The sequence below is a fragment of the Faecalibacterium sp. I4-1-79 genome (assembly GCF_023347235.1).
GTDB classification, from domain to species: Bacteria; Bacillota; Clostridia; order Oscillospirales; family Ruminococcaceae; genus Faecalibacterium; species Faecalibacterium tardum.
The window spans coordinates 1,466,185-1,488,514 of record NZ_CP094467.1; the positions used below are offsets into that span (position 1 = coordinate 1,466,185).

At 58.0% G+C, this 22,330-nt stretch carries 16 protein-coding genes and 5 tRNA genes; 15 read left to right on the forward strand and 6 right to left on the reverse strand.

The annotated features are described in order from the left end of the window. Positions 1-76 precede the first annotated feature (76 nt). The 6 genes from uppS to MTP36_RS07245 all read left to right on the forward strand — a co-directional run bounded on the left by uppS (position 77) and on the right by MTP36_RS07245 (position 9,564). Positions 77-790: a polyprenyl diphosphate synthase gene (gene uppS / locus MTP36_RS07220; RefSeq protein WP_117930162.1), complete on the forward strand. Its 714-nt coding sequence runs from the start codon at positions 77-79 to the stop codon at positions 788-790. Between the two features lie 127 nt (positions 791-917). Then, entirely contained in the window at positions 918-1,778 is an 861-nt protein-coding gene (locus MTP36_RS07225; RefSeq protein ID WP_249254287.1) for a phosphatidate cytidylyltransferase, read from the forward strand. Between the two features lie 18 nt (positions 1,779-1,796). Next, positions 1,797-2,948: a 1-deoxy-D-xylulose-5-phosphate reductoisomerase gene (gene dxr / locus MTP36_RS07230; RefSeq protein ID WP_112121744.1), complete on the forward strand. Its 1,152-nt coding sequence runs from the start codon at positions 1,797-1,799 to the stop codon at positions 2,946-2,948. Between the two features lie 67 nt (positions 2,949-3,015). Next, positions 3,016-4,128 carry a M50 family metallopeptidase gene (locus MTP36_RS07235; RefSeq protein WP_249254288.1) on the forward strand — a complete coding sequence of 371 codons (1,113 nt, stop codon included), beginning with the start codon at positions 3,016-3,018 and terminating at the stop codon, positions 4,126-4,128. A 15-nt stretch (positions 4,129-4,143) separates the two neighbouring features. Further along, positions 4,144-5,190 carry a flavodoxin-dependent (E)-4-hydroxy-3-methylbut-2-enyl-diphosphate synthase gene (gene ispG / locus MTP36_RS07240; RefSeq protein ID WP_097779763.1) on the forward strand — a complete coding sequence of 349 codons (1,047 nt, stop codon included), beginning with the start codon at positions 4,144-4,146 and terminating at the stop codon, positions 5,188-5,190. Between the two features lie 120 nt (positions 5,191-5,310). Further along, a complete protein-coding gene (locus MTP36_RS07245) occupies positions 5,311-9,564 on the forward strand; it encodes a PolC-type DNA polymerase III (RefSeq protein WP_442900289.1) in 4,254 nt (1,417 codons plus the stop codon). 92 nt (positions 9,565-9,656) lie between these two features. On the opposite strand, the gene MTP36_RS07250 is transcribed toward MTP36_RS07245, so the two are convergent. Further along, positions 9,657-11,351: a DAK2 domain-containing protein gene (locus tag MTP36_RS07250; RefSeq protein WP_097779764.1), complete on the reverse strand. Its 1,695-nt coding sequence runs from the start codon at positions 11,349-11,351 to the stop codon at positions 9,657-9,659. 55 nt (positions 11,352-11,406) lie between these two features. Further along, positions 11,407-11,757, reverse strand: coding sequence for an Asp23/Gls24 family envelope stress response protein (locus tag MTP36_RS07255; protein ID WP_055185180.1), 351 nt, complete (start codon positions 11,755-11,757; stop codon positions 11,407-11,409). Between the two features lie 512 nt (positions 11,758-12,269). Here MTP36_RS07255 and MTP36_RS07260 point away from each other — a divergent pair. Continuing rightward, positions 12,270-12,725 (forward strand): CBS domain-containing protein, encoded by a 456-nt coding sequence (locus MTP36_RS07260; RefSeq protein ID WP_055185182.1) that lies wholly within the window; start codon positions 12,270-12,272, stop codon positions 12,723-12,725. Between the two features lie 199 nt (positions 12,726-12,924). Here MTP36_RS07260 and gltA read toward each other — a convergent pair whose 3' ends face one another. Both gltA and MTP36_RS07270 read right to left on the reverse strand, forming a co-directional pair. Beyond that, positions 12,925-14,319, reverse strand: coding sequence for an NADPH-dependent glutamate synthase (gene gltA, locus MTP36_RS07265; RefSeq protein WP_249254291.1), 1,395 nt, complete (start codon positions 14,317-14,319; stop codon positions 12,925-12,927). 1 nt (position 14,320) lies between these two features. Then, positions 14,321-15,166, reverse strand: coding sequence for a sulfide/dihydroorotate dehydrogenase-like FAD/NAD-binding protein (locus MTP36_RS07270; RefSeq protein WP_005923953.1), 846 nt, complete (start codon positions 15,164-15,166; stop codon positions 14,321-14,323). Positions 15,167-15,496: 330 nt separating this feature from the next. On the opposite strand from MTP36_RS07270, the gene MTP36_RS07275 reads away from it, so the two are divergent. The 5 genes from MTP36_RS07275 to MTP36_RS07295 all read left to right on the forward strand — a co-directional run bounded on the left by MTP36_RS07275 (position 15,497) and on the right by MTP36_RS07295 (position 16,053). Beyond that, positions 15,497-15,572, forward strand: a tRNA-Gly gene (locus tag MTP36_RS07275). Positions 15,573-15,577: 5 nt separating this feature from the next. After that, positions 15,578-15,653, forward strand: a tRNA-Val gene (locus MTP36_RS07280). Positions 15,654-15,656: 3 nt separating this feature from the next. Continuing rightward, positions 15,657-15,730, forward strand: a tRNA-Asp gene (locus MTP36_RS07285). 5 nt (positions 15,731-15,735) lie between these two features. Next, positions 15,736-15,811, forward strand: a tRNA-Phe gene (locus tag MTP36_RS07290). 166 nt (positions 15,812-15,977) lie between these two features. Further along, positions 15,978-16,053, forward strand: a tRNA-Gly gene (locus tag MTP36_RS07295). Positions 16,054-16,215: 162 nt separating this feature from the next. Here MTP36_RS07295 and MTP36_RS07300 read toward each other — a convergent pair. Both MTP36_RS07300 and MTP36_RS07305 read right to left on the reverse strand, forming a co-directional pair. Next, positions 16,216-17,142, reverse strand: a complete 927-nt coding sequence (locus tag MTP36_RS07300) for an AEC family transporter (protein ID WP_249254292.1) — start codon at positions 17,140-17,142, stop codon at positions 16,216-16,218. Between the two features lie 120 nt (positions 17,143-17,262). After that, complete coding sequence (locus MTP36_RS07305; RefSeq protein WP_249254293.1) at positions 17,263-18,252, reverse strand: nucleoid-associated protein; 990 nt, start codon at positions 18,250-18,252, stop codon at positions 17,263-17,265. A 155-nt stretch (positions 18,253-18,407) separates the two neighbouring features. Here MTP36_RS07305 and recD2 point away from each other — a divergent pair, with 155 nt between their 5' ends. From recD2 to MTP36_RS07320, 3 genes are all read left to right on the forward strand, one after another. Next, a complete protein-coding gene (gene recD2 / locus MTP36_RS07310; RefSeq protein ID WP_249254294.1) occupies positions 18,408-20,642 on the forward strand; it encodes an SF1B family DNA helicase RecD2 in 2,235 nt (744 codons plus the stop codon). Between the two features lie 139 nt (positions 20,643-20,781). Then, positions 20,782-21,807: a rod shape-determining protein gene (locus tag MTP36_RS07315; protein ID WP_015538108.1), complete on the forward strand. Its 1,026-nt coding sequence runs from the start codon at positions 20,782-20,784 to the stop codon at positions 21,805-21,807. Between the two features lie 160 nt (positions 21,808-21,967). Beyond that, entirely contained in the window at positions 21,968-22,324 is a 357-nt protein-coding gene (locus tag MTP36_RS07320) for an OadG family transporter subunit (protein WP_249254295.1), read from the forward strand. Positions 22,325-22,330 lie beyond the last annotated feature (6 nt).

Sequence of the window (22,330 nt, forward strand, 5' to 3'; positions counted from 1 at the left end):
CGATTGGGAGGTGCCGTGCGCTGGTGAAAGGTGCGCGGCACTTTTTGCAGGGCAGCCCTGCTGCCGGGAGGTATAAATGGCACACCCCAAAGAATTTGCCGAGGGGCTTTCTATCGGCATCATCATGGACGGCAATGGCCGCTGGGCGAAAAACCGCGGTCTGCCCCGCACCGCAGGACATAAGAAGGGTGCGGCGGTGTTCAAGGATATTGCCAACTATTGCGATGAGCTTGGCGTAGCATCGGTGTATTTCTACGCGTTCTCCACCGAGAACTGGAAGCGCCCGCTGGAAGAGGTGGGTGCCATCATGAAGCTGTTCGCCCAGTACCTCATCGAGGGCTTTGACTATAAGAACCGCAATATCCGCATCAAATTTTTGGGCGACCGTACTGCGCTGGACCCAAAGCTGCAAAAGATGATGAACGAGCTGGAAGGGGACTCTGCCTGCAAGACCGGCATGACCCTGAACATCGCCATCAACTACGGCGGCCGCCCGGAGATCGTGCGGGCGGCGCAGCAGCTGGCCGCAAAGGCCGCGGCAGGCGAGATCCGCCCCGAGGACATCAACGAGCAGATGATGAGCGATGCCATGTACACCGCCGGACAGAAGGACCCGGACTTTATCCTGCGTCCCAGCGGTGAAAAGCGGCTGTCCAACTTCATGCTCTGGCAGGCCGCCTATTCGGAACTGGTGGAGATGGATGTGCTCTGGCCGGACTTTACCCGCGCCGATTTGGACACCGCCATTGAGGAGTTCAACCACCGCAGCCGCCGGTTCGGCGGCATCTGAGCGGCCCGCTGTCCGTATTGCAAACCCTGCACCTATGGTGCAGACCCGACAGACCCGGTACTTCCTCGGGTCGGAATGCGTTGCCCTGCAAGGGGCTGCTGCCGGAAGAACAAAGGAGATCAAACCTATGAAAACACGCATTATTACTGCGATCGTGGGCATTCTGGTGCTCATTGGCGTGATGTTTACCTTCAACACCATGGTGTTCAATCTGGTGATCGCAGCCATCACCCTGATCGCCATCCACGAGATTTACAGCGCCCTCGGCTTTGAAAAAAAGGACTGGCTCATGTACGCAGTGCTGGTACCCTACACATTGCTGGTCATGCTTTCCAGTTACAGCGCCATGCGCAAGCTGGTCATGCCCATGTCTTTTGTGCTGGTCACCTTTTTTGCCATCTATCTGGTGGTGCGCAACGGCACCATCAGCTACCAGAAGGCCAGCGGTCTTTTGGTGTTTTCGGGCATCGTGATCTTCTGCTTCTATTCTTTTATCCAGCTCAAGGAGCGTCTGCCGGTGGAAAAATTCGGCTATGATGCGGTTTTCTTCATCCTACTCATCCTCTGCTTTGCATGGGGCGGCGATACCTGTGCCTATTTTGCAGGCCGCGCCTTTGGCAAGCATAAGCTGTGCCCGGTGGTCAGCCCCAAAAAGACGGTAGAGGGTGCCATCGGCGGCGTGCTGGGCACCATGGTGTTCGGCGTGGTCGCTACCCTCATCTACTCTATTGCGGCAAACCGCATGGAAGCCTTTACCCGCTCTAATATCGGCGTTTCTATGTATGTTATTATCGCACTGCTGGGCTGCATCGCTGCGGTGCTGGGCATCTACGGCGATCTGTTTGCCAGTGTGGTCAAACGCCAGTGCGGCATTAAGGACTACGGCACCATCTTCCCGGGTCACGGCGGCATTCTGGATCGCTTTGACAGTGTGATGTTCATCGCGCCCTTCGTGACCATGGTCATCACCGCCGTGTTCTACGCCTGATACAGGGAGGAATCTATCATGTCTAAAAAAATTACGCTGCTGGGCTCTACCGGTTCCATCGGTACCCAGAGTCTGGATGTCATCCGCGCTCAAGGGTACGAGGTCTACGGCCTTTCTGCCCACAGCCATGTGGAAAAGATCTTGCAGCAGATCGAGGAATTCCACCCGAAATACGTCTGCATGACCGACCCGGATGCCGCCGCAAAGCTGGACGCTGCGCTGGCAGGCCGGGCAAATGCGCCCAAGCTGCTCACCGGCCCGGAGGGGCTGAAGGAGCTGGCCGCGCTGGACGGCCCGGATGTGGTGCTGAACAGCGTGGTGGGTATTGCCGGCCTTGGTGCCAGCCTGTGCGCCATCGAAAGCGGCCACGATCTGGCACTGGCCAACAAGGAGAGCCTTGTCACCGGCGGTCATCTGGTCACGCAGGCTGTGGAAAAGCACGGCGTGCAGCTGCTTCCAGTAGATAGCGAGCACTCTGCCATCTTCCAGTGCCTGCAGGATAAGGAGAGCGCCCCCAGCCTGACCAAAATTCTGCTCACAGCCTCCGGCGGCCCCTTTTTCGGCATGACCACCGAGCAGCTGCGCGGCAAGACCCGGGCAGACGCGCTCAAGCACCCCAACTGGAATATGGGCGCGAAGATCACCATCGACTCCGCCACCCTGATGAACAAGGGTCTGGAGCTGATCGAGGCTGTATGGCTCTTCGGTCTGCCCCCGGAAAAAATTCAGATCGTGGTGCAGCGCCAGAGCATCGTCCACTCTGCGGTGCAGTTCAGCGATAATTCGATCATCGCGCAGCTGGGTGTGCCGGATATGCGCATCCCTATCCAGTACGCCCTGACCTACCCCAAGCGTGTGCCGGGCGTAGTGCCGGAGCTGGACTTTACCACCCTGAAGCTGCTCACCTTCGACGTGGCCGATGAAGAGACCTTCCGTTGCCTTGCCGCCTGCAAAAAGGCCATTCGCAAGGGCGGTCTTGGCCCCTGCGCCGCCAACGGTGCCAACGAGGAAGCCGTTAAGCTGTTCCTTGAGGACAAGATCGGCTTTTTGGATATCGGCCGCTTGGTGGAGGCTGTTGTGGATAGCGACAGCTTTGGCGGCGACTATACGCTGGCAGACGTATACGAGTGCGACCGCATGGCGCGCGCATTCGTGCGGGCACACCTGTAACGCTTTATCAGCAATATACGCCTTGGCGCTGTTTTTGTAATGGCCCCGGGACGATATAGGAGAACGAATGTCATTTATTATCACCATTCTTGCCGCACTGCTCGTGTTCAGTGCGGTGATCGCCATCCACGAGTTCGGGCATTTTACTGTGGCAAAGCTCTGCGGCATTCAGGTCAACGAGTTTTCCATCGGCATGGGGCCGGTGCTCTGGAAAAAGAACCATAAGGGCACCCAGTACAGTCTGCGTGCCCTGCCTGTGGGCGGTTTTGTAGCGCTGGAAGGGGAGGAAAGCCCCGAAAGCCAGCAGGCAGAAGCTGCCCATACTGTGCAGGAGCAGCCCGCCCAGGAGACCGAAGCATCTGTGCAGCCCACTGGCGTCCCCCTGAATGAAGCGCCGGTGTGGCAGCGGGCACTGGTCATGGTAGCCGGTGCTGTCATGAATTTCGTGCTGGGCTTTGTGGTGCTGGTGTTTTTGATCGCCGCCCAGAATGAGCCTATCACCAGCAAGACCATCTACGCCATTCAGGACGGTGCCCTCTGCGGGCAGACCGGCCTGCAGGCGGGGGACAAGGTTCTGGCGGTGAACGGCCGCCGCTGCTTTGTGGCCAATGATATCCTGTACGAGCTGGTGCGCACCCGGTCTTACAGCGCAGATTTTACCGTCCTGCGGGACGGCCAAAAGGTGCAGCTGCCGGGGGTACAGTTTGACACATGGCAGGACGAAAAGGGCGAGACCCACATGAGCATCGGCTTTTCCGTCTACGGGCTGGAAAAGACCCCCGGCAATGTGCTGCGGGAGGCAGGCAACAGCGTGCTGTACTATGGGCGCATCGTGTTCACCTCCCTTGTGGACTTAGTGCGCGGGCGGGAGAGCATCAACAACCTCTCCGGCCCGGTGGGCATCGTATCGGCCATCGGGCAGGCCGCCAGCTACGGCTGGCAGGATCTGCTGGAGATGCTGGCGCTCATCACCGTCAACCTTGGCATCCTCAACCTGCTGCCATTCCCGGCGCTGGATGGCGGCAAGGTGGTATTTTTGGTCATTGAAGGCGTTACCGGCCATGCTGTGCCGGAAAAGCTGCAAAGCGTGCTCACCCTTGCAACCTTCGGGCTGCTGTTCGGGCTGATGATCTTTGCAACCTACAACGATATTCTCCGGCTTATTACCGGGACAGTATAAGAAAGGGGAACCCTTATGCGGCAGAAAAAACGTGAAGTGAAGATCGGCAATGTGACCATCGGCGGCAGCAACCCCATTGCGGTGCAGACCATGCTCAATGTGCCGGTGGAGGACATCGAGGGCAATGTGGCACAGGCTAAGCGGTGCGAAGCCGCTGGCTGTCAGATTTTGCGGGTGACCTGTCCCAGCCCGGCAGATGCAAAGTGCATCGAGGCCGTCAAAAACGCGGTGAATATCCCCATCGTGGCGGATATCCACTTTGACTACAAGGCCGCGCTGGCCTGCGCGGACGTGGGTGTGGATAAGATCCGCATCAACCCGGGCAACATCGGCGATGACGACCGGGTAAAGGCGGTGGTGGATGCCTGCCAGCAGAAGAACATCCCCATCCGCATCGGCGTCAACGGCGGCAGTCTGGAAAAGCACATTCTGGCCCGCTACGGCGCACCCACCCCGGAAGCCATGGTGGAAAGCGCTTTGTACCATGTGCGCCTGCTGGAAAAGTTCGATTTCAATAACATCGTCATCTCCATCAAAAACTCCAACGTACCCCGCATGATGGAAGCCTACCGTCAGCTCAGCGCCGTCACCGACTACCCGCTCCATGTGGGCGTCACCGAGGCCGGCACCTACCAGATGGGTCTGCTGAAAAGCGGCATGGGTATCGGCGGTATGCTGCTGGAGGGCATCGGTGACACCATCCGCGTGTCGCTGGCTGCAGACCCGGAAAAAGAGGTGGAGGCAGGCTTCAACATCCTGCGCGCCGTGGGCTTCCCCGTTACCGGGCCGGAGGTCATCACCTGTCCCACCTGCGGACGCACCCAGTACCCCTGTACCGAGATCGCCAACGAAGTGGAAAAGCGGCTGCAGGGCTATAAAAAGTCCATCAAGGTGGCCGTGATGGGCTGCGTTGTCAACGGCCCCGGCGAAGCCCGCGAAGCCGATATCGGCATTGCAGGCGGCAAGGGCGAGGCCGTGCTGTTCATCCACGGCCAGCCCATCAAAAAGCTGACCGGCGATAACATTCTGGATCAGTTCATGGACGAGATCTATAAATTGTAAGCATTCTTTTCACTACTGCCACACCTGCAAAAACGGGTGCGGCAGTTTGTGTTGTAAAGAACCCACCAAAAAGGAGTACCATTTGTGAAACCACTTGTTTCCCAGCTGTGGCCGCAGTTTATGGCGGACCCGGATTTCGCGGCCTGTTTCGGGCAGGTGATCGTGGAGCACGCCCGGATGCTGCGGCAGGAGCGGCAGGTCGAGTTTACCCTGCGCAGCGCCGCCCCGCTGGATCAGAACCTCTGCGCCCGGTTGCTGGCTTCCCTGCAGCCGGACTATGAAGGCTTTGAACTGAAGATCAAAAACCTGTTCGGCTATGCCATGCTGGACGAGCACGCTTTGCGCATCCTGCTGGAGGACATGAAGCGGGACGGTGTGCCCATCAACGGCTTTCTGGACAGGAGCAGCATTACTATCACCGGGCAGAACATCACGGTGGGGGTGTGCCACGGTACAAAGTTTTTGCAGGAGATGGGCTTTGAAGAACTGCTTGCCAAGCGCATTGCCGAGCACACCGGCGTTACCCCAAAGGTGACGCTGCAAAGCGCGGTGACTGCGGCCGAGCAGCAGCAGATGGAAGAAAAGCTGGAGCGCAAGATCGCACCGCCGGTGGTCAAATTTGAGAAAAAGAACACTGCACCGTCTATCAAGGTGGAGGGGCTCAACCTTACCGACAAGCCGGTCACCATCTTCCACGGCAAAATGTTCACCCCCAAAAACCTTACCCCCCTCAAGGATCTGGGCGGCGAGGGCGGCAAGTGCATGATCTGGGGCGATGTGTTCTTTACCGAGGTCAAGGGCAACTACCGCAAGATCTATACTGTGTCCATCACCGACTATACCGGATCTATCAATCTGAAGGTCCGCGCACAGGAAGGGGAGGACTGCTCCAAGTGGGAGGGCATCGGCAAGGGTAGCACGGTCATCGTGCGTGGCGACTGTTCCTACGATAAATACGAGCACGACTACATCGTATACCCCTACGATGTGCTGATCGTGGAGCGCAAAAAGCGAGAGGATACCGCCCCGGAAAAGCGGGTGGAGCTGCATCTGCACACCAAGCTTTCCAGCATGGACGGCTTCTGCGACCCCGGCGGCATCGTCAAGCTGGCGCACCGCATGGGACACCCCGCCATTGCCATCACCGACCACGGCGTGTGTCAGGGCTACCCGGAAGCTATGCTGGCAGCCGATGACATCCACAAAAAGGACCCGGATTTCAAACTCATCTACGGGTGCGAAGCCTATTTTGTGGACGACATGGTGCCCTGCGTCTATGGCATAAAGGATCAGCCGCTGGACGGCGAGTTCTGCGTGTTCGATACCGAGACCACCGGCCTTGACCCCGGGGTAGAGTACCTTACCGAGATTGGCGCGGTCATCATCCGCAATGGCGAGGTGGTGGAGGAGTTTGATACCTTTGTCAAGCCCGGCAAGCCCATCACCCCCAAGATCACCGAGCTGACCGGCATCACCAACGAGATGGTAGCGGATGCCCCCGGCGAAAAGGAAGCGCTGGAAGCTTTCCTTGCCTTTGCCAGCGACCGCATTCTGGTGGGTCACAACGTCCACGCTTTTGATATGCGCTTTCTGCGGGCAGCTGCTAAGCGCAGCGGCATCAAGCTGGAGCCTACCTATATCGACACTCTGACCATGGCGCAGACCATGTACCCCGGCCTGCACAACTATAAACAGGGCACGATCAACAAGCATTTGGAGCTGCCTACCTATGAGGCGCACCGCGCCTGCGAGGACTCCGCTGCACTGGGACGCATCTTCTGCGTGATGCTGAACGACTTAGCGGAAAAAGAGGTAACGAAGGTCAGCGAGATCAACACCGGTCTGGGCGGCAACCGCGAGGTGCTGAAAAAGAAGTACTACCACCTCATCATTCTGGTCAAGAATCAGATGGGTCTGAAGAACCTGTACAAAATCGTCAGCGAGGCGCATGTCAACTACTTCTTCAAAAAGCCCCGCGTGCCCCGCAGCCTGCTGAACAAGTACCGGGACGGCCTGCTGCTCACCAGCGCCTGTGAGGCAGGCGAGCTGTACCGCGCCATTGTGGACGGCACCAGCTACGAGGAGCTGAAAAAGATCGCCGCCTACTACGATATTCTTGAGATCCAGCCGTTGGGCAACAACGCCTATATGGTGCGGGACGGCAAGGTGGACAGCGAGGAGCGGATCAAGGAATTCAACCGTACCGTCATCAAGCTGGGCGAGGATCTGCACAAGCCGGTCATCGCCACCGGCGACGTACACTTTACCGAGCCGGAGGATGCGATCTACCGCGCTGTACTGCAGGCAGGCAACGGCTTTAAGGATGCCGATAATCAACCGCCGCTGTTCTTCCGCACCACGCAGGATATGTTGGCGCAGTTCTACTATCTGCCCAAGGAAAAGGCCTACGAGGTGGTGGTAAAGAATCCCCGCAAGATCGCCGCCATGATCGACAATAATGTGCGTGCCATCCCCCGGGGCACCTACCCGCCCAGCATCGAGGGCGCAGAGCAGCAGCTGCGCGATGCCACATGGGAGCACGCCAAGCGGGATTACGGCGACCCCTTGCCTGAGATCGTGGAAAAGCGGCTGCAAAAGGAGCTGGACTCCATCTGCGGCCACGGCTATGCGGTTCTGTACGTCATTGCGGTCAAGCTGGTGGCCTACTCCAATGCGGGCGGCTATCAGGTGGGCAGCCGTGGCTCTGTCGGCTCCTCCGCCGTGGCGCACTTTTCCGGCATCTCGGAGGTGAACAGTCTACCGCCCCACTACCGCTGCCCCAAGTGCAAGCACAGCGAGTTTATCACCGACGGCAGCGTGGACGACGGCTTTGACCTGCCGGACAAAAACTGCCCCCAGTGCGGCACCCGGATGCTTGTGGATGGCCACGACATCCCCTTCGAGACCTTCCTCGGCTTCTACGGCGATAAGGAACCAGATATCGACCTGAACTTCTCCGGCGAGTACCAGTCTAATGTGCACCGCTACACCGAGGAACTGTTCGGCAAGGCCAACGTGTTCAAGGCCGGTACGGTGTCCGGTATTCAGGATAAAACGGCCTACGGCTACGTTAAAAAATATCTGGACGAGCGGCAGCGCACCGTGAACCACGCCGAGGAAAACCGCCTGACGCTGGGCTGCACCGGTGTCAAGCGCACCACCGGCCAGCACCCCGGCGGCATGGTGGTCGTGCCGGACACCTACGAGATCTACGATTTCTGCCCCATCCAGCACCCGGCGGATGACGTGGCGGGCGGTCTGCTGACCACCCACTTCGAGTTTAAGTATCTGCACGACACCCTGCTCAAGCTGGACGAGCTGGGCCACGATATGCCCACCTTCTACAAGTATTTTGAGGAATACACCGGCATCTCGGTAGACAGCATCCCCATGAACGACCCCAAGGTGTACAGCCTGCTGACCAGCCCGGAAGCGCTTGGCGTGACCCCGGAGCAGATCGACAGCCAGACCGGCACCTTCGGCATCCCGGAAATGGGCACGAACTTTGTGCGCGGAATGTTGGTGGAAGCACGGCCTAAGAATTTCTCGGAGCTGATCCAGATCTCCGGTCTGTCCCACGGCACGGACGTGTGGACGGGCAACGCGGACGAGCTGATCCGCAGCGGCACCTGCACCATTGCAGAGGTCATCGGCTGCCGTGACAGTATTATGCTGTACCTGCTGCGCAAGGGGCTGGAACCCAAGATGGCTTTTGATATCATGGAAGCCGTGCGTAAGGGCAAGGTGGCTAAGGGTGGCTTCCAGCCGGGCTGGGAGGAAGCCATGCGGGAGCATGAGGTGCCGGACTGGTACATCGAGAGCTGCCGTAAGATCAAGTATATGTTCCCCAAGGCCCATGCTGTGGCCTATCTGATGAGTGCCATCCGCCTGATGTGGTACAAGATCTACAAGCCGCAGGCCTTCTATGCGGTGTACTTTACCGTGCGCGGCGACGATATCGACTACGAAGCCGCCATAGGCGGTGCTGCCGTGGCGCGTGCCCACATGGAGGCGGTCAAGCGCCGTCTGAAGGAGGAAAAGAACGCCAAGGACGAGGACGTGCTGGTCAGCTTGCAGCTGGTCAACGAGATGCTGAGCCGCGGGTACGAGTTTTTGCCCATCGAGCTGGGCAAGAGCCGCGGTTCCAAGTATGTGGTGGAGGACGACAAGGTGCGTCTGCCCTTCAGCGCCCTGAAGGGTCTCGGCGGTGCAGCTGCCGAGGCGCTGGAACGGGTGACTATCCACGGAGAGGAATATATCTCGGTGGAGGAGTTGCAGCAGGCTTCCGGCGTGGGCAGCAGCATTCTGGACCGTCTGCGTCAGGTGGGCGCACTGGGCGACCTGCCCGAGAGCAGTCAGGTGAGCTTTTTCTGAAATATTCATAAAGAAAAAATCTCCGCGCTGGGTGTGATTACCCAATGCGGAGATTTTTATTTGCAGTGATACGAATCAGAGCAGGGGAGCACTTACTCCACGCTGATCATATAGTAGTAAACGGGCTGGCCGCCGCGGATGTGGCTTACCTCCACATGGTTGGGGCACTTTGCCTTGACGATCTCGGTAACCTTCTCGGCATCCTCGTCGCTCACGTCACAGCCGGAAATAATGGTGACAAAGCTGGAATCCTTCTTGCACATATTGCGTGCCAGACGGTAGGTGGCCTTGGTGATATCGGTGGAGGTGGAAACGATCTTGCCGTTCTCCAGCGCCATGATCTCGCCCTTGCGGATGCGCTTGCCGTCATACTCGCTGTCGCGGGCGGCGTAGGTGATCAGACCGGTGGATACCTTGTCGGCAGCAGCCATCATGTTGATGGTGTTGGTCTCGGCGTTCACAGAGGGGTCAAAGTTCAGCAGTGCGGTAATGCCCATGGGCACGGTGCGGGTGGGCAGCACGACTACCTGACGGTCGGCCAGCTTCTGCGCCTGTTCGGCTGCCATGATGATGTTCTTGTTGTTGGGCAGCACGAACACAGTCTTGGCGGGCACACTCTGGATGGCTGCCAGAATGTCCTCAGTGGAGGGGTTCATGGTCTGACCGCCGGACACCACGGCATCTGCTGCCAGATCGGTGAACACAGCCTTCAGACCCTCACCGGCGGCAACAGCCACAAAGCCGTAGTCGCGGCTGGGATCCACGGCAGCGTAGATGAACTCGCTGGCCTGAGAGGGAGCCTTCTCGGCAGAAGCCTGCTTTTCAAGGCTCTTGCCCTGCTTCTGGCGGGCAAGGAACTGCTCGTGCATATTCTCAATCTTGAAGTTGGTCAGATAGCCGTACTTGATGGCCTCGCTCAGGATCTTGCCGGGGTCGGCAGTGTGAACGTGCAGGTTGATGACATCGTCATCCTCAATGCAGACCACGCTGTCGCCGTTGGACTCTGCAAAGGCGCGCATCTTGGCGGCGCTGGCACCCTCGTACTTATTGATGAGGAACTGGGTGCAGTAGCCGTTGGTAATGTCCTCCACCTTCATCAGGTCGTCAGTGAACACGCCCTTACCGGCATTTTCGGTGGACAGCTTTGCCTTGTTGGGGGAAGCCTCGCCACCGGCAATCATGTCCTCGCCATGGAACACCTTGCCCATGCCCTCAAAGATGACCATAATGCCCTGACCGCCTGCGTCCACAACGCCGGCCTTCTTCAGCACGGGCAGCAGGTTGGGGGTGTCCTCCAGTGCCTTCTGACCGGCAGTCAGCACCACGTCCCACAGGGCGGGCACATCGGCAGCATCACTGGCAGCGGCTTCCTCAGAGGCCACGCGGGCAACGGTCAGGATAGTGCCCTCGGTGGGCTTCATCACGGCCTTGTAAGCGCCCTCAACACCCTTCTGCAGGGCGGCCACGATATCGGCAGCGTCAGCCTCTTTTTTGCCCTCCAAAGCCTTGGAAAAGCCGCGGAACAGCAGGCTGGTGATAACGCCGGAGTTGCCGCGCGCACCGCGCAGCATGGCAGAAGCAGCAGTCTTGGCAGCTTCGCCCACGGTGCAGCTGTCGTCCAGAGCTTCCAGCTCACGCACGGCAGCGCCCACGGTCATGCCCATGTTGGTGCCGGTGTCGCCATCCGGCACAGGGAAAACGTTCAGCTCGTCCACGCGGGAACGCTGGTTGTTGATGTTGTTGGCGCCGGAAATGATGGCGTCGCGCAGGATCTTACCAGAAATCATTGTTTTTACTCCTTAGTATCTGGCCGGAAAATCCCGGCTCGAGTTTGCAGACAAATCAGGCGATGACGTCATCCACGGACACCACCACGCGGGCGACCTTCAGCCCGGTGGCCTGCTCCACCTCGTCCTTGACGCGGTGGGAGATGCTGCGGGCGGCGGTGGAAATGTTCAGGCCGTAGCTGACGGCAATGTGCAGCTCGATGACCAGACGCCCATTCTGCTGGGTCACGCGCACACCCTTTTCCGGGTAATCGGAACCGTATACCATGCTTTTCACAGCGTCAGTCATATTACGGGGAGCCATGGCAGCAACGCCGTAGCACTGTTTGGTGGCTTCACCCACCAGGGTGGAAAAATACCCATCAGTAAAGCTGACATTCCCAAGCGGGAAACGGGAAGTGATCATAGTCGCTCTGCTCCTTTATGTTATTTTTCATAAAAATACACGCAAGGGTCGGGGGTATTGGCTGCGCAAAACGAAACTTGCCTCAGATAAACACCCACCCTATTATACAACTTTGCACCGTGGTTGTACAGTTCAAATTGTTGGATTTACTGCTTTTTGCGCTCCTTTTGCATCATTTTGGTAAAGAAAAAAGGGAGAACTGCCCTCGACAGCCCTCGCGCTGCTTTGCGCAGCGGGCGTGGTATGCTGAAGGCAGGCTGTGCGGAACCTATCAAAACGGAAAGTATGACAAATGAAGAAAAACAATCTGTGAATAAATTATAAAAGCTTCCTTGTCTGGCTTTCTTTGTCTATGAAAAAGTGCTAAAATAGAAACAGAGAAGAAAAGGGGCTGCCAGCCCCCTTTTCCCATGATACTTCCCGGAATACGCCGGACGCACGGCACATTACATAGCGCAGACAGACCGTTCCAACAGGTATTGCCTGCAAAAAATGCGATAGGAGTTGTTGGCATGAACATTCTCTTTTTTCTTTCCCCAAAGCAGGATCTGATGTACGTTTACGATGACTTTACCCTCCGGCAGACGTTGGAAAAGTGGGAAAACAACCGCTACGCCTCCATTCCGGTGCTGAACCGCAAGGGCGAATATGTGGGCACGCTAACCGAGGGCGATATCCTGTGGGGACTGAAAAAATACCATGGTCTGGATCTGGAAGCGGCCGAGGACATTCCCATCTCAGAGTTTGCGCATAAGCGGGACTACAAAGCCGTCACGGTGACCACCAGCATGGATGAACTGGTGGAAGCCGCCATGAACCAGAACTTCGTCCCGGTGGTGGATGACCGGGGCATTTTCATCGGCATTGTGCGGCGGCAGGCCATCATCCGCTACTGCTACGATAAATCCCGCAAGATTGAAATGACCCGTACCGGCCGCCCTGTAAAGGAGCTTGCCAGCGTACATTAAAACAGATGCCGTATTTGGCTGTGTCCTTCCCATGAAGATTTAAGCCCGGAAAGTCCGCAGACTTTCCGGGCTTATTCTTCAAATAGGGCTCCCGCTAATTATGCCCAGAGCGCAAGCGGCGGGCATTTAAAAAACTTTTACACGGAACGAGGACGCTGCACATTTACCGTGCAGCGCCCTCGTTGTTTATGCTATTTGCTTACTTATTGCGGATGTACTCGTCTATGGCCTTTGCAGCTGCCTTACCGGCACCCATGGCCTTGATGACGGTAGCAGCGCCGGTCACAGCGTCACCACCGGCATACACGCCGTCGCGGCTGGTCTTGCCCTCGTCGCCCTCGGTCACGATGCAGCCGTGCTTGTTGGTCTCCAGACCCGGGGTGGTGGAACGGATCAGCGGGTTGGGGCTGGTGCCCAGACTCATGATCACGGTATCCACCTCCAGCTCGAACTCGCTGCCCGGCTTTTCAATGGGACGGCGGCGGCCGGAAGCGTCCGGCTCACCCAGCTCCATCTCGATGCAGGTCATGGAGTGTACAAAGCCGTCCTCGTCCGGGTGGATGGCAACAGGGTTGCACAGGGTCTTGAAGATGATGCCCTCTTCCTCGGCGTGCTCCACCTCTTCCTTACGGGCGGGCAGCTCAGCCATGCCGCGGCGGTAGACGATGTACACGCTCTCGGCACCCAGACGCAGGGCGCTGCGGGCAGCGTCCATGGCCACGTTGCCGCCGCCCACAACGGCAACCTTCTTGCCGGTGCGGATGGGGGTCTTGCTGGTGGGCAGGTAAGCCTTCATCAGGTTGGAGCGGGTCAGGAACTCGTTGGCAGAGTACACGCCTTTCAGGCTCTCGCCGGGGATGTTCATGAAGCGGGGCAGACCAGCACCGGAGCCCACAAACACAGCCTCGTAGCCGTACTCGCCCATCAACTCGTCAATGGTCAGCACTTTGCCGATGACCATGTTGCACTCAAAATCCACGCCCATCTTCTTCAGGCCGTCGATCTCCTGCTGGACGATGGCCTTGGGCAGACGGAACTCGGGGATGCCGTACATCAGCACACCGCCTGCAACATGCAGAGCCTCGTAAACGGTGACCTTGTAGCCCAGCTTTGCCAGATCGCCTGCAGCGGTCAGGCCGGCAGGGCCTGCGCCGATGATGGCAACCTTATGGCCGTTCCATTCAGGCACGATGGGTGCGGTGTGCACGTTCTCGCGGTGCCAGTCGGCCACAAAACGCTCCAGACGTCCAATGGCCACCGGCTCGTTCTTGATGCCGCGGGTGCACTTGCCCTCGCACTGGCTCTCCTGCGGGCAGACACGACCACAGACAGCAGGCAGGGAAGAGGAGCGGTTGATCACCTGATAGGCGGCCTCAAAGTCGCCCTCGGCAACATGGGCGATAAACTCCGGGATGTCGATGCCCACGGGGCAGCCGGACTGGCAGGGCTTGTTCTTGCAGCCGATGCAGCGCTTGGCCTCGTTCACAGCCATCTCAGCGGTGTAGCCCAGAGCCACTTCCTTAAAGTTTTTGTTGCGGACGTTGGGGTCCTGCGTGGGCATGGGGCACTTTTTGGGGTCCATATTGAAAGCCATTTTACATTCCCTCCTGAGTCTTGAACAGGTTGCAGGCTGCCTCACGGGCGTGTGCCTCAAACGGGCGGTACATGGTGCCGCGTGCCATTGCCTCGTCAAAATCCACCAGATCGCCATCAAAGTCTGGGCCGTCCACGCAGGCGAACTTGGTCTGACCGCCCACGGTCAGGCGGCAGCCGCCGCACATACCGGTGCCGTCGATCATGATGGGGTTCATGGAAACGATGCTCTTCAGGCCGTGCTTCTGGCAGGTCTTGACCACAAACTTCATCATGATCAGCGGGCCGATGGTGATGACCAGATCGTACTGGTTGCCGGCAGCCACCAGCTCATCCAGCGCAGCGGTGACCACGCCCTTGGTGCCGTAGCTGCCGTCATCAGTCATGATGCGCAGCTCGTCGCTGCAGGCGTTGAACTCGTCCTCAAGAATCAGCAGGTCCTTATTGCGGAAGCCGACCACGCTGTGTACCACACAGCCCTGATCGTGCAGTTCCTTGGCAATGGGCAGTGCAATGGCGCAGCCTACGCCGCCGCCCACAACGCACACCTTCTTCAGACCCTCGGTCTCGGTGGCGCGACCCAGCGGGCCGACAAAATCGTGGACACAATCGCCTGCGTTCAGGCTGTTCAGCTCCATGGTGGTACCGCCCACGATCTGGAAGATGATATCTACGGTGCCCTTTTCGCGGTCGTAACCGGCCACGGTCAGGGGGATACGCTCGCTGTCCTCAAACGGACGTACAATGATGAACTGACCCGGCTTTGCCTTTTTGGCAATCAGCGGGGCTTCAATGACCATCTTTGTCACGGTGGGATTCAGCGCGACCTTTTCAGTGATCTTATACATTGCGTTAGCTCCTTTTTGCTGGCAATTCCTTTTTCTTTTCTATAAATGGAAGCTGCATCCGCGCGGGTGCAGCTTTCCGTTTGACAAAGCGTCCTCTTTATTATAATAGTTTGTGAAATAGAAAGCAACTGTATTTTGCCCGTGCACACAGCCGTGCGAAACGAGGTAAAAAGGGGGAATGTGGTGCTGCACACAAAATAAAAAGAACGTACCAGAGTTAAAAGACGTTCTTTTTCAAAAAAATGTAATTTTGTGGTTGACAACTGCCGGAGTGTGCGGTATAATAACCAACGTCGCCGGACAACAGACCGGCAAAAACAAATGGAATGTGCGGCCGTAGCTCATCTGGTAGAGCGCCACCTTGCCAAGGTGGAGGTAGCGAGTTCGAGCCTCGTCGGCCGCTCCATATGTGGAAGTTTAGCTCAGCTGGGAGAGCATCTGCCTTACAAGCAGAGGGTCAGCGGTTCGAGCCCGTTAACTTCCACCATATGGCCCGGTAGCTCAGTTGGTTAGAGCACCAGCCTGTCACGCTGGGGGTCGTCGGTTCGAGCCCGATCCGGGTCGTATTTGCCTCTGTAGCTCAGTCGGTAGAGCAGGGGACTGAAAATCCCCGTGTCATTGGTTCGATTCCGATCGGAGGCACCACGTTGAAAATCCTGTCATTCATCGGGAAGTCTTGCAAGCAAGACTTCTGTGATGAATACCAGATTTTCTCCTTTTCCCCACAAAATCTTGCTTTGCAAGCTTTCGCGGGGACCCCGAAATTCGCAAGAATAGCTCGGGAGGGTGCAGGGATAAATGCACCGGATATGCGGCCGTAGCTCATCTGGTAGAGCGCCACCTTGCCAAGGTGGAGGTAGCGAGTTCGAGCCTCGTCGGCCGCTCCAATACGAAGCCATCGTTGATGCAGAAATGCAAAAGCGATGGCTTTTTGTTTTGTGTGGCAATGGTCGGAAATGCTCTCCACTTGCCAAAGCAAAGAGCCGCCGTACAACACGATGCACAGCAGCTCTTCTTACAATATAAATATAACAGCACCGCAGAGCTGATTACATCACCATGGTGATGATCAACGCACACAGCGGCAGGGTGATGATGCTGAGCAGGGTGGTCAGCACCACGCTGCCGGCGGCAAAGTGCTCATCGTGGCCGAACTGCACCGCAAATACCGAGGTGATAGCGGCAGCCGGGCAGCATTCCAGCAGCGTGACCACCTGTGCGGCAGTGCCGTGGAAGCCCAGCACCCCGAACAGTGCCAGCGTAGCCGCCGGGATCAGCAACATACGCACACAGGCAAGCTTCCAGATGTGCTTGTCGGTCACGATGCTGCGCACGTCACCGGCGGCGATCAGCATCCCGGTGATGAGCATGGACAGCGGGGTGTTTACCCCGGCCAGCAGTTCCAGCGGCTGGGTGATCAGGGCAGGCAGCGGGATCTGCAGCAGATAGATGCCCAAGCCCACTACAATGGCATACAGTACCGGGGTGCGCACCAGACTGCGGGCAACCTCCTTTACGCTGGAGCCGCCGCTGACAAGACCGTAGCCCAGCGTCCACAGCAGAATGTTGAACACGGTAACGTAGGCACTGGCATACAAAAGACCCTCGGAGCCGAACAGCGCCGAAATAAGCGGGAAGCCCATGTACGCTGCGTTGGAAAAAATGCAGGCAAACCGGAAAATGGGCATCCGGCTGTCGGTCTTGCGCGCCGTGAGCAGCAGGGTGATCACGGTTCCCAGCAGCACGGACAGGACACTCATGCCAAAAGCCGCCAGCAGATTACGCAGGATCTGGGTGCTGAACTCCATGCGGTAAGAGTTTACCACCATGGCCGGTACGATGATGTACACCAGCAGATTGGAAAGCGCCTGTTTGTTTTCCAACTTGAGCACACCGGTCTTGACCGCCACCATGCCTGTGCCGATCAGTAGGAACAAGACCGCGACCTGCTGCGCGGTGATGAGAGCCAGTTCCATAAAATTTCCTCCTCTAAGGTCGTAACGAATATACTACGAAAGATACAACACGGGTATAGCACAAAACCCTGCGGATAGCAAGGCTAAACGCAGGGTTTTGCAAGATTTTGCTGTTACAGTTTACAAAATGACATTTTTGATCAGCAGGGAAATGCTGCCGTCATCAGCGTGCAGGAATTCTACCTCGGATTCCGCGTTCAACAGCTCGGTGGGGATCTTCACCTCGATGCCGTTGGCGGTGCGCAGGCTGCGGCTTTCCATCCGGCGGATGCGGGCGGGGGTCACGGTCACCGGCTGGGCGGCGCTGTCAATGACATCGCTCTTTTCCACATAGTCGTCAAAGGGCACGGCGGCGAGGGGATATTCCTCTTCCAGCTGCTGGCGCACCTGCTGGATGGACACCTGATTGTCGTTGTCGGCGGCCTGATTGGCGATCATCATGGCCACCTGTGCCTCCACATGGGGCGTTTCGGCGTAGTTTTCCTGCACAGCCTGCACGGCGGCTTCCTGAATGGCCTGCAGCTTTTTCTTTTCCGGCTGAGCGGTGGTGTACTGGAACACCACGGTGGAGAGGTAAAACTCTTTATGACCGTCAATATCATACTTCTTTTCCAGCAGCCGCATGGAGTAATCGGTCAGGTCTACCAGTGCGCCCTCCTCCACCTTGCCGCTCTGGGTGGGCAGGCAGGCGCGCTGCTGGATGATGGAGTTCACCGGTGCGCCCTCTACAGTCTCGGTGTAGTGGGTGTAGCCGTTTTTGTAGTTCAGCTTCAGGATGCCCAGCCACGGCGCACCGTCCCGGGTAAAATCCACCACGGCAAGGTCTGCCCCGGGGATGGTGGTGTGGGCGTGCATATAGTCGAACAGCACCCCGGCAATGCGGCAGGAAAGGTCCACAAAGTCCTGATTGTGCTCCAACTCATTTTTAAAGGCCGAGTCCGGCAGCGGGCGGCACTGGCGGATCTCGTCGCTGGCCAGCAGCTTTTCAATGTGGTTCTGCAGGTAGGCGTTCTTTTCGGCAGTCAGCTCCATGGGCCCGCCGCTGAGCACCGGCGCATCCATGGTGGTATCCAGAACGTGCAGAATGGCCTGATGAATGATGATCTCCATTGTTGCTCCTCATTTCGTGACGTAGTGTTTGCGCCCAGTATAGCACAACCGCCGGAAAAAGGCGAGAGCTGCCCGGGGATTTTGCGGATTCTACAATTTACAAATCCCGCCAAAAGGGCTATACTTATAATATCTGTGCAAAGGAGGTGGAGCTGGTGGACGAGCAGCAGCTGGAACAGATCGAAGGCGTCGTGGAGGATATCATCTACGAGAACGAGGATAACGGCTATACGGTGTTCGAGGTCTCCGGCGGCGGGGTGCTCACGGTGGTCTGCGGCATCGTAGGCGAGTTGCACGCAGGCGAGAGCGTCATCTGCCGCGGCCGGTACGAAAACCACGCCACCTATGGCCGCCAGTTCCACGCGCAGGAATGCGAGACCGATATGCCCAAGGATCTGGAAGCGGTGTATGCCTTTCTGGCCAGCCGTTCCCTGCCGTATATCGGCGCAAGGACTGCGGATAAGATCATTGATATGTTCGGGGCTGAAGCGCTGGAGGTCATCGCCAACGACCCCGCCCGGCTGACCAAGATTCCCGGCATCTCGCCGGATAAAGCCGACCGCATCCAGCAGGAGTTCAAGCGGATGTTCGGAATGCGGGAACTCATCGCTTATCTGGCGCAGTTCGAGATCAGCCCACGCAAGGCTATGGAGGTGTTCAAAGCCTTTGGCGTGGGGGCGATGCAGGCCATTGCGTCAAACCCCTATCTGCTGTGCGGGGAGCCGCTGCAGCTGGACTTCCGCCACGCGGACAGCATCGCCCAGTACTACCACATGGAAGGGGACTGCGCCCAGCGGCTGGAAGCTGCCCTGCTGCGCACCTTGCGCCACAATGCGGGCAACGGCCACACCTGTCTGCCCCGGGCGCAGCTGCTGGCGACGGCCTCCAACTTTATCCATCAGCCGCCGGAAAAGCTGGCCCGTGCACTGGATCACTGCATCGAAACGGAAGAACTGGCCGTAAAAATGTTCGATGCCGTGCCTTATATCTACCTGCCGGATCTTCTGGCAGCGGAGCAGGACATTGCCGATCGGCTGAATCTGCTGGCAAAGCGCGGCAAGAACACTTCCCGGGATCTGGATAAAAACATCCAGATCTTAGAGCTGACCCAAGGCTTTGCCTACGCCCCCTTGCAAAGGGAAGCCATCCGCAAAGCTATGACCGAGAACTGCCTTGTGCTCACCGGCGGCCCCGGCACCGGCAAGACCACTACCGTCAACGCTATTTTGCAGCTGCTGGAAAATCAGGCCGAGCGGGTAGCCCTGTGTGCTCCCACCGGCCGTGCCGCCAAGCGTCTCAGCGAACTGACCGGCCGCAAGGCCAGCACCATCCACCGACTGTTGGAGGTGGACTACACCGGTGGCGTGGTCAGCTTTATCCATAACGACAAAAACCTGCTCAAGTGTGACGTGGTCATTCTGGACGAGATGAGCATGGTGGACGTCAAGCTGTTTCAGGCGCTCATTGCGGCACTGCGCTACACCTGCCGTATTATTATGGTAGGCGATGCCGACCAGCTGCCCAGCGTGGGCGCGGGCAACATCCTCAGCGAGGTCATCCGCTCCGGCTGTGTGCCCACCGTCTGCCTGAACGAGATCTTCCGGCAGGCAAAGCGCAGCCTCATCGTGGAAAACGCCCACCATATCATCTCCGGCGAGCCGCTGCAAAAGGGCAGCAAGACTGATGACTTCTTCTTTCTGGAGACGGATGGCGAGGCTGCGCAGCGTCTGGTGTGCGACCTTGTCACAACCCGGCTGCCCCGGAGCTATGGCTTTGACCCCATCCGGGATATTCAGGTGCTGTGTCCCACAAAGCTTGGCCCCACCGGCACGCAGGCGCTGAACGTGGAACTGCAAAACCTGCTCAACCCGCCCCAGAAGGGCAAGCCCCAGCTGCAAAGCGCCGCCCGGGTGTTCCGGGTGGGGGACAAGGTGATGCAGGTGCGCAACAACTACGAGATCGTCTGGAACCGCATCGGCGGCGAGCAGGGCGTAGGTGCCTACAACGGCGATATCGGCATCGTGGAAAGCATCAACCTGCGGGAGCGCTCCATGGTGGTGCGTATGGACGACCGGCGTCTGCTCTACCCGGCAGAAAACCTGAACGAACTGGAAATCGCCTATGCCATCACAGTGCACAAAAGTCAGGGCAGCGAGTTCCCGGCGGTGATCCTGCCGGTGGCGCAGGTGCCGCCAAGGCTGTGCTACCGCAACCTGTTCTACACCGGCGTCACCCGCGCGCGCAGATTGTGCGTTGTGGCGGGCCGCAGGGACGTGGTGAACAGCATGATGAGCAACATCCGGCAGAACCTGCGTTACAGCGGTCTGTGCGCTCTGCTGCAGGCCGGACAGCCGCCGGAGCAGCTCAGCACAGAAGGGGAAAGCCCCTGATAAAACCACGCAGAACAGCGGCAAAGCTTGTATACTTTTTGCCGCAACTATGTTATACTAAAGCAGTCTTTGTTTTTTGCCCGCAGCTGCGGGCGTTACATACATGATAGAGGAACGCAGAGAAAGGAATCAGGCAATTATGGCACAGAATGATATCGGCATCGACCTTGGTACTACTACCATCATCATCGCGCAGGAGGGCAAGGGCGTGGTGCTCAACCAGCCCAGCGTTGTGGCAATGGATACCCGCAAGAACACCGTGCTGGAAGCCGGCGATAAAGCACTGGCTATGGTGGGACGCACGCCCAACTACATCTCCGCTATCTTCCCGCTGAAGGATGGCGTCATCAGTGACCACACCATGACCCGGGAGCTGATCTGCCGCTTTGTCAAGCAGGTGTACAGCTCCCACATGGTCAAGCCCCGGGTGGCAGTGTGCGTGCCTGCCGCTATTACCGGCATTGAGAGCGACGCCGTGGTGGAGGCTGTGGTGGCCGCCGGTGCCCGTCAGGTGTACCTGATCGATGAGCCTATCGCCGCAGCCCTTGGCTCCGGCATCGACATCACCCTGCCGGATGGCCGCATGATCATTGATATCGGCGGCGGCACCACGGATATCGCCGTGCTGAGCCTTGGCGGCAAGGTCAAGGCCACCAGTGTGCGCGTGGCCGGTAACCACTACGATGAGGAGATCCTCAAGCACGTCCGCAACAAATACAGCATTGCCATCGGCCAGCGCACCGCCGAGGAACTGAAGAAGCACGTTGCCTGCTGCCCCCAAAAGACCGATTTCCACGAGAGCATGGAGATCAAGGGCCGTAGCCTGCTTACCGGTCTGCCGGTGCGCGTGACCGTTTCCACCGATGATCTGTACGAGCCGGTGATGATGCTCAGCGAGCAGATCGGCACCGCAGCCCATCAGGTGCTGGAAAAGACCCCGCCCGAACTGGCAGGCGATATCTACCGCAACGGCGTTATGCTGACCGGCGGCGGTGCCCAGCTGCACGGCCTGACCGAATATCTGAGCCAGGAACTGAAGGTGGAGGTCACCGTCTCGCCGGATCCCGTAAACTGCGTTGCACTGGGCACGGCACAGAGCCTTTCCATCGGTGATAAGCTGGAAACCGGCTTTACGGATGCTACTCCGCGCATCGGCCGCCGCTAAGCTTGGTTCGTTTTGTCCATGTCATATCACAAAGCAGCAAAAATAAAATTTGTTAATTTTTGTTGAAATGATTGGCAAAATACGGTATACTATACCCAAATTGATTTTCTGCTAACGATGTTGTATCGCTTGCAGTATCCAACAAACAGGAGGAAAAACCATGGACTTAGGTTTCGATGTGGTCGTTACCATTACTGGTATCGTGCTGGTGTTCCTGATCCTCGTGCTGCTGATGGCTATCATCACGCTGGAGGGCAAGATCTTCGACTCGATGAATGCCAAGAAGAAGGCCGCTAAGACTGTTGCGCAAGCACCCGCAGCAAAGCCCGCTGCCGCTCCGGTACAGCAGGCTGCGCCCGCTCCTCAGGTAGAGGAGGGCATCCCTGGTGACGTGGTGGCCGCTATTATGGCTGCTATCCATGCAATGGGCAACGGCAAGTACACCCTTAAGGCAGTGCGTCGTGGCAAAAATGGCTGGGGCAAGGCCGGCGTGAACGACACCACGGCCCCGTTTTAACACAGG

What these genes read in the sequence shown, in the direction of transcription:
- MTP36_RS07305 (WP_249254293.1), bottom strand. Translation starts at nt 18,252, where the DNA reads ATGGAGATCATCATTCATCAGGCCATTCTGCACGTTCTGGATACCACC.
- MTP36_RS07235 (WP_249254288.1), top strand. Translation starts at nt 3,016, where the DNA reads ATGTCATTTATTATCACCATTCTTGCCGCACTGCTCGTGTTCAGTGCG.
- uppS (WP_117930162.1), top strand. Translation starts at nt 77, where the DNA reads ATGGCACACCCCAAAGAATTTGCCGAGGGGCTTTCTATCGGCATCATC.
- MTP36_RS07250 (WP_097779764.1), bottom strand. Translation starts at nt 11,351, where the DNA reads ATGATTTCTGGTAAGATCCTGCGCGACGCCATCATTTCCGGCGCCAAC.
- MTP36_RS07260 (WP_055185182.1), top strand. Translation starts at nt 12,270, where the DNA reads ATGAACATTCTCTTTTTTCTTTCCCCAAAGCAGGATCTGATGTACGTT.
- MTP36_RS07320 (WP_249254295.1), top strand. Translation starts at nt 21,968, where the DNA reads ATGGACTTAGGTTTCGATGTGGTCGTTACCATTACTGGTATCGTGCTG.
- MTP36_RS07225 (WP_249254287.1), top strand. Translation starts at nt 918, where the DNA reads ATGAAAACACGCATTATTACTGCGATCGTGGGCATTCTGGTGCTCATT.
- ispG (WP_097779763.1), top strand. Translation starts at nt 4,144, where the DNA reads ATGCGGCAGAAAAAACGTGAAGTGAAGATCGGCAATGTGACCATCGGC.
- MTP36_RS07255 (WP_055185180.1), bottom strand. Translation starts at nt 11,757, where the DNA reads ATGATCACTTCCCGTTTCCCGCTTGGGAATGTCAGCTTTACTGATGGG.
- MTP36_RS07245 (WP_442900289.1), top strand. Translation starts at nt 5,311, where the DNA reads ATGGCGGACCCGGATTTCGCGGCCTGTTTCGGGCAGGTGATCGTGGAG.
- gltA (WP_249254291.1), bottom strand. Translation starts at nt 14,319, where the DNA reads ATGGCTTTCAATATGGACCCCAAAAAGTGCCCCATGCCCACGCAGGAC.
- MTP36_RS07315 (WP_015538108.1), top strand. Translation starts at nt 20,782, where the DNA reads ATGGCACAGAATGATATCGGCATCGACCTTGGTACTACTACCATCATC.
- MTP36_RS07270 (WP_005923953.1), bottom strand. Translation starts at nt 15,166, where the DNA reads ATGTATAAGATCACTGAAAAGGTCGCGCTGAATCCCACCGTGACAAAG.
- dxr (WP_112121744.1), top strand. Translation starts at nt 1,797, where the DNA reads ATGTCTAAAAAAATTACGCTGCTGGGCTCTACCGGTTCCATCGGTACC.
- MTP36_RS07300 (WP_249254292.1), bottom strand. Translation starts at nt 17,142, where the DNA reads ATGGAACTGGCTCTCATCACCGCGCAGCAGGTCGCGGTCTTGTTCCTA.